Origin of the sequence: Streptomyces sp. IBSBF 2435, from assembly GCF_036815005.1 — a bacterium.
Taxonomy (GTDB): domain Bacteria; phylum Actinomycetota; class Actinomycetes; order Streptomycetales; family Streptomycetaceae; genus Actinacidiphila.
In genome coordinates this window covers 1-7,002 of the sequence record NZ_JAJSYW010000262.1, presented here as the reverse complement: position 1 = coordinate 7,002, position 7,002 = coordinate 1, and the positions used below count along the sequence as shown (strand labels likewise).

The following is a 7,002-nucleotide window of genomic DNA, read 5'->3' as shown; positions in this document are numbered from 1 at the left end:
GCCCCGGCACCCCCGCCGCGAGCGGCACCGCGCCCGCCGGCACGTCCCCGGCCGCACCGCCCGCCGGGAAGCGGAACAGCACCATCACAGTGCACACCCCGGTCCTGTCCGACAAGAACGACTGCCCGCCGGCGCCCACCGGGGACCCCGATCCCGCGATCATCGCCGAGCAGGCCAAGCAGCGCCCGCCGGGCGCCACCGTCTACCCGGCCCCCGGCGACCCGCCCATCGAGCGGCTCTCCCAGTGCGGCTTCATCACCGGCCTGTCCAACGTGGCGAAACTCAACGGGGCCGCGGTCATCAACGACCTCAACGCCCCCGACCCGCCGCTGGCCGACATCACCACCGTGGGAAGCGTCTTCTCCTTCGACAACCCGGACCAGCCGTACGTGGAACTCGACTCCGTCGCCAGCTTCGACATCCCGCCGGCCAAGTCCACCTTCCTGACCTACGGCTTCATGCCCACCACCGCCACGATGCGGCTCACCACCCGCGGGGTGATGACGGTCATCACCACCGGCATCGGCGCGGAGCTGTACGTCACCACGATCTACGGCAAGGACGATCTGCGGCTCACCGACGTGAAGATCAACGGGCAGCCGCTGGACGTGGGTTCCGCGTGCCGGACGGTGGCGCCGATCAACCTGAAGCTGGTGGGCACCAACCGCAGCGGGCTCGACGGGGTCGTGAGCCCCACCGACTACGCCATCCAGCAGGGCGGCCCGATCAAGCAGGACGACCTGTACATCCCGCCCTTCACCGGCTGCCGCAGCGCCACCGGGGAAAACCTCGACGCCCTGTTCACCTCGGCGATCTCGGGTTCGGGGAATTCGCTGAACCTCATCCAGGGACCGCTGTGCGCACCGCTTGCCGACCCCACCTACTGCAACCCGGCGATTCCCTACCCCGTACCGCCCCACCGCTGACCGCGCCCCCGCGCGACGCCTAGCTCGGCCATCCAAACCCCGCCCACGGGAGGTGCAATGGGAATCGAAGTGATCGTCGAAGGCCTGACGAAGTCCTTTGGCAAACAGAACGTCTGGCAGGATGTGACGCTCACTCTGCCGCCCGGCGAGGTCAGCGTGATGCTGGGCCCCTCGGGCACCGGCAAGACCGTCTTCCTCAAGTCCGTGATCGGGCTGCTCAAACCGGAACGCGGCCGGGTGCTGGTCAACGGCGTCGACATGGTCAACGGCCCCGAGCGGGACATCTACCAGACCCGCAAGCTGTTCGGCCTGATGTTCCAGGACGGCGCGCTGTTCGGCTCGATGAACCTCTTCGACAACATCGCCTTCCCCTTGCGCGAGCACACCCGCAAGAAGGAATCGGAGATCCGCCGCGTCGTCATGGAGCGGATGGACATGGTCGGCCTGGTCGGCTCCGAGGGCAAGCTCCCCGGCGAGATCTCCGGCGGCATGCGCAAACGCGCCGGGCTGGCCCGCGCCCTGGTGCTCGACCCGCAGATCATCCTGTGCGACGAGCCCGACTCGGGCCTGGACCCGGTGCGCACCTCCTACATCTCGCAACTGCTGATCGACCTCAACGCACAGATCGACGCGACCATGCTGATCGTCACCCACAACCTCGACATCGCCGCGACCGTGCCCGACAACATGGGCATGCTCTTCCGCCGCGAACTGGTCACCTTCGGGCCGCGCGAACTGCTGCTGACCAGCGAGGTGCCGGTGATCCGGCAGTTCCTCAGCGGGCGCCGCGAGGGACCCATCGGGATGGCGGAGGAGAAGGACGAGGCCACCCTCGCCATGGAGCAGCTGGCCGACGACGGCAGGGCGCCTCTCCGGCCCCCCGAGGTCGTACCCCAGCTGGAACCGAGCCCCGGAATGCCGCCGCGGCAGGCCGTACAGCGCCGCAAGGCCCGGGTGCTGGCGATGTGGGACCAGCTGCCCGCCGCGGCCCGCACCGCCGTACAGGCAGGATTCGCCCCCGTCCACGGAGAGCCGGCATGAGCGCACCGGTGCGCGTACGCGAGCTCGCGCCGCGCCGGCAGATCCCCGGCACCGGGGCGCTGCGCCAGACCGGCCAGCTGATGACGCTCGCCGCCACGACCGTACGGGACACCTTCCGGCGGCCCTTCCAGGCCCGCGAACTCATCGAGCAGTTCTGGTTCGTGGCCAGTGTCACGATCCTGCCTGCCGCGCTGGTGTCGATCCCCTTCGGCGCGGTCATCGCCCTCCAGGTCGGCTCGCTCACCCAGCAGCTGGGCGCCCAGTCCTTCACCGGCGGCGCCAGTGTGCTCGCGGTGATCCAGCAGGCCAGCCCGCTGATCGTGGCGCTGCTGATCGCGGGCGCCGGCGGCAGCGCGATCTGCGCCGACCTCGGGTCGCGCAAGATCCGCGAGGAGCTGGACGCGATGGAGGTGATGGGCGTCTCGCCGGTGCAGCGGCTGATCGTGCCGCGGGTGCTGGCCACCATGCTGGTCGCGCTGCTGCTCAACGGCCTGGTCTCGGTGGTCGGTACGGCCGGCGGCTACTTCTTCAACGTCATCATCCAGCACGGCACCCCGGGCGCGTACCTGTCCAGCTTCTCGTCGCTCGCGCAGTTGCCCGACCTCTACATCAGCGAGATCAAGGCGGTGATCTTCGGCTTCATCGCCGGCATCGTCGCCGCCTACCGCGGCCTGCACCCCAAGGGCGGCCCCAAGGGCGTGGGCGACGCCGTCAACCAGTCCGTGGTGATCACCTTCCTGCTGCTGTTCTTCGTGAACGTCGTGCTCACCGCGATCTATCTGCAGCTCGTCCCGCAGAAGGGGGCCTGACCCGATGGCGCTCCTGAACCGCCCCCTGCGCTGGCTGGACGAGACCGGCGACCACTTCATCTTCCACGTCACCGCCGTGCTGTGGATCCCGCGCACCCTGCGCCGCTACCTCAAGGAGGTGCAGCGCCTGCTCGCCGAGGTCGCGTTCGGCAGCGGCGGGCTCGGCGTGATCGGCGGCACCGTCGGCGTGATGATCGGCATGACCCTGGCCACCGGCACCGTCGTCGGCCTCCAGGGGTACGCGGCGATGAACCAGCTCGGCACCGCCGCCTTCACCGGCTTCGTCTCCGCGTACTTCAACACCCGCGAGATCGCCCCGCTGGTCGCCGGGCTCGCGCTGTCCGCCACCGTCGGCGCCGGCTTCACCGCGCAGCTCGGCGCGATGCGGATCAACGAGGAGGTCGACGCGCTGGAGGGGATGGGCATCCGCTCCATGCCGTACCTGGTCAGCACCCGCATCATCGCCGGGGTGGTGGCGATCGTGCCGCTGTACGGCATCGGCCTGATCAGCAGCTACGCGGCCTCCCGGCTGGTCACCGTGTTCTTCAACGGCCAGTCGCCGGGCACCTACGACCACTACTTCAACCTGTTCCTGTCTCCCGAGGATGTGCTGCTGTCCACCCTGAAGGTGCTGGTCTTCAGCGTGATCGTGATCCTCGCGCACTGCTACTACGGCTACACCGCCAAGGGCGGACCGGCCGGTGTCGGCATCGCGGTCGGGCGCTCGGTGCGCAACGCCATCGTGATCATCTCGGTCACCGACTTCTTCCTGTCGCTGGCGCTGTGGGGCGCCACCACCACCGTGCGGGTGGCCGGATGACCACCACCGAGCCCCGTACCCCCGCCGCCGCGCCGGTCCGCCGCGCCCGGCTGCGCGGCACCACCGCGGGGCGCAGGACGGCCGGCATCGTCTTCCTGCTGGTCCCGGCCCTGCTGGCATGGCTCGCGGTCGCCGTCTACGACAAGGCGTTCAGCGACGACGCGACCGTGACCGTGCTGACCGGCAGCGTCGGCAACGAGATGCACCCCGGCGCCGACGTCAAGGTCCGCGGGGTCGTCGTCGGCCGGGTCAGCGGCATCCACGCCGACGGGGCGGGCGCCCGGCTCACGCTGGCCATCGACCGCGACCAGCTGCACCGCATCCCGGCCGGCGTCACCGCCCAGATGCTGCCCACCACCCTCTTCGGCGCCCGCTTCGTCGCCCTGGTGCCGCCCGCGGACACCAGGGCCGGCGGCCCGACGCTCACCGCGAGCAGCACCATCGCGCAGGACCGCTCCAGCGACGCCATCGAACTCCAGCAGGTGCTGGACAACGTGATGCCGCTGCTGACCGCCGTCCAGCCGCAGAAGCTGTCGGCCACCCTCAACGCGGTCGCCACCGCGCTGGACGGCCGCGGCACCCAGCTCGGCACCACCCTGGTCCAGCTGGACGGCTACCTGCGCAAGCTCAACCCCGAACTGCCGGCGCTCAACGACGACATCAAGCAGCTCGTCACCGTCAGCCGCGTCTACAACGCCGCCGCCCCCGACATCGTGCAGGCCCTCACCGACTTCACGAGGACCAGCAGCACCATCGCCGACGAGCAGGCCGACCTCAGCACCCTGTACGGCACCGCGACCGGGACCGCCCAGGACGTCACGGCGTACCTGCGGCAGAACAGCGACAACCTCATCCGGCTGGCCGCCGACAGCCGCGGCACCCTCGGCGTGCTCGCGACGTACGCGCCCTCCTTCCCGTGCACCCTGCGCACCCTGGCCGACTTCGTGCCCGTCATGGACAAGGCGCTCGGCAAGGGCAGCCACGAGCCGGGCCTGCACGTCGATCTGACCACGGTCCCCTCGCGCGGCAAGTACGTGGCGGGCAAGGACACCCCGGTGTACGGCGCGAGCGGCGGCCCGAAGTGCTACCCCGTCCCCTACACCGGCAAGGGCACCGCCGCGCTGGCCAACTCCCCGCAGGAGAACGAGCTGATCGACGAACTCCTCGCCCCCGGCGCGCACACCACCGCGCAGTCGCTGCCCGACTGGAGCAGCCTGCTGACCGGGCCGGTCTTCCGCGGAGCGGAGGTGACCGTCAAGTGAAGCGCCGCAGCCTGGCCGGACCGGTCATCAAGTCGCTGATCTTCATCCTGGTCACCGCGCTGGCCACCGCCGCGCTCGCGGTCAGCATCGCGGGCGCCGGCGTCGGCGACACCTCCGGCTACAACGCGCTGTTCACCGACACCACCGGCCTCGCGTCCGGCGACAGCGTACGGATCGCCGGGGTGAAGGTCGGCCAGGTCGACTCGATCAAGGTCTACCAGCGCCACCTGGCCAAGGTGCACTTCTCGGTCCAGCGCGAGCGCACCCTGCCCAAGTCCGCCGACGTCACCATCAAATACCTGAACCTCGTCGGCCAGCGCTACATCGACCTCGAACAGGGCACCGGCCCGGTCGGCCAGACCCTCCAGCCCGGCCAGACCATCCAGCTGGACCACACCACCCCCGCGCTCGACCTCACCCAGCTCTTCGCCGGCTTCCAGCCGCTCTTCGAGGGCCTGTCCCCGAAGGACGTCAACCAGCTCGCCGGCGAGATCGTCCAGGTGCTCCAGGGCGAGGGCGGCACCGTGGACAGCCTGATCGGCAGCATCGGCTCGCTGACCACCACGCTGGCCGCCAAGGACCAGGTCATCGGCCAGGTCATCGACAACCTCAACAGCGTGCTGACCACCGTCAACACCCGCGAGGCCAACTTCAACGACCTGGTCACCACCCTCCAGCAGCTCGTCACCGGCTTCGCCGGCGACCGCGAGCCGATCGGCCAGTCGATCACCGCGATCTCCCAGCTGACCACCAGCACCGCCGGCCTGCTCACCGACGGCCGGCAGCCGCTCAAGGACTCCATCGCGCAGCTCGGCAGGCTGTCCACCAACCTCGGTGACGCCACACCGCAGTTGCAGGACTTCCTGGTCAACACCCCGCAGAAGTTCCGGGCCATCGGGCGGCTCTCCTCGTACGGCTCCTGGCTCAACCTCTACCTGTGCCAGGCCACCGTCGCCGGGGTGACCACCTCCGACGGCAGCAAGCCGCCCACCGGCATAGCGATCACCGAAGCGAGGTGCCGGTCATGAACCGCCCGCGTCTGCGCGGCCTCCGGCCGCCCTTCCGCGACCCCGCGAACCGCGGCAGGCCGCTCTTCCGCCCGCTGCGGGAGCGCAACCCGGTGGCCGTCGGCGCGATCGGCCTGCTGGTGCTCGCGCTGGCCGGCCTGGTCGCCTACAACGCCGACGCCCTGCCGGTGGTCGGCGGCGGCACCGGCTACTCGGCGAACTTCACCGAGGCGGCGGGCCTGCGCCCGGGCAACGAGGTACGGGTGGCCGGCGTCAAGGTCGGCAAGGTCACCGGAGTGTCGCTGGACGGCGCCCAGGTCAAGGTCAGCTTCGAGGTCCGGCACACCTGGATCGGCGACGCCAGCACCGCCGCGATCGGCATCAAGACGCTGCTCGGCGAGAAGTACCTGGCCCTCGACCCGCTCGGCAGCCGCAGGCAGAACCCCGGCACCCGCATCCCGAAGAGCCGCACCACCTCGCCGTACGACGTCACGCAGGCCTTCAACGGGCTCGGCCAGACCCTCGGGTCGATCGACACCCGGCAGCTCGCGGCGAGCTTCCAGACGATCTCCGACACCTTCAAGGACACCCCGTCGTCCGTACGCAGCGCCGCCACCGGGCTGTCGTCCCTGTCGCGGACCATCTCCAGCCGGGACGCCCAGCTCGCCGAACTGCTCACCGGCAGCAAGCAGCTCACCCAGACCCTCTCCGACCAGAACAGCCGCTTCCAGACCCTGATCTCGGACGGCGACCTGCTGCTCGGCGAGATCCAGAAACGGCGGGACGCCATCCACACCCTGCTCACCGGCACCCAGGACCTGGGCATCCAGCTGAGCGGCCTGGTCGCCGACAACACCCGGCAGCTCGCCCCGACCCTGGACGCCCTGGACCGGGTCACCGGTGTGCTGGTCGCCAACCAGTCCAGCCTCGACCAGGCGCTGGCGCTGGCCGGCCCCTACTACCGGCTGGTCGGCAACACCCTGGGCAACGGTCGCTGGTTCGACAGCTATCTGTGCGGTCTGGTGCCGAAGAGCTATCTGCCCGCGGGCACCCCGCCGGCCACCGGCTGCATGCCGCCCAAGGCGACGGGAGGAGCGTCATGACCATCCCGCGCCCGCGCCCCCGGCCCCCCCCCCC

Annotated in this window: 6 protein-coding genes and 1 pseudogene; all 7 read left to right on the top strand. The window is 70.4% G+C overall.

Annotation, left to right across the window (positions count from 1 at the left end; translation table 11 throughout):
- Positions 1–926: pseudogene (locus V7E46_RS31345) on the top strand (DUF6801 domain-containing protein); the annotation flags it as partial.
- Positions 927–983: 57 nt separating this feature from the next.
- A complete protein-coding gene (locus V7E46_RS31340; protein ID WP_333771580.1) occupies positions 984–1,967 on the top strand; it encodes an ABC transporter ATP-binding protein in 984 nt (327 codons plus the stop codon).
- A gap of 80 nt (positions 1,968–2,047) precedes the next feature.
- Positions 2,048–2,776 carry an MlaE family ABC transporter permease gene (locus V7E46_RS31335; RefSeq protein ID WP_333771581.1) on the top strand — a complete coding sequence of 243 codons (729 nt, stop codon included), beginning with the start codon at positions 2,048–2,050 and terminating at the stop codon, positions 2,774–2,776.
- A gap of 4 nt (positions 2,777–2,780) precedes the next feature.
- The gene (locus V7E46_RS31330) at positions 2,781–3,596 is read left to right on the top strand and encodes an MlaE family ABC transporter permease (RefSeq protein ID WP_329179537.1); all 816 of its coding nucleotides are present in this window, start codon (positions 2,781–2,783) and stop codon (positions 3,594–3,596) included.
- The gene (locus V7E46_RS31325) at positions 3,593–4,858 is read left to right on the top strand and encodes an MCE family protein (RefSeq protein WP_333771579.1); all 1,266 of its coding nucleotides are present in this window, start codon (positions 3,593–3,595) and stop codon (positions 4,856–4,858) included. The genes V7E46_RS31330 and V7E46_RS31325 overlap by 4 nt, the downstream gene beginning before the upstream one ends.
- Complete coding sequence (locus V7E46_RS31320; protein ID WP_333771578.1) at positions 4,855–5,886, top strand: MCE family protein; 1,032 nt, start codon at positions 4,855–4,857, stop codon at positions 5,884–5,886. Before V7E46_RS31325 ends, V7E46_RS31320 begins: the two co-directional genes overlap by 4 nt.
- On the top strand, positions 5,883–6,968 hold the full coding sequence (locus V7E46_RS31315) for an MCE family protein (protein WP_333771577.1): 1,086 nt from the start codon (positions 5,883–5,885) through the stop codon (positions 6,966–6,968). Before V7E46_RS31320 ends, V7E46_RS31315 begins: the two co-directional genes overlap by 4 nt.
- Positions 6,969–7,002: the final 34 nt, after the last annotated feature.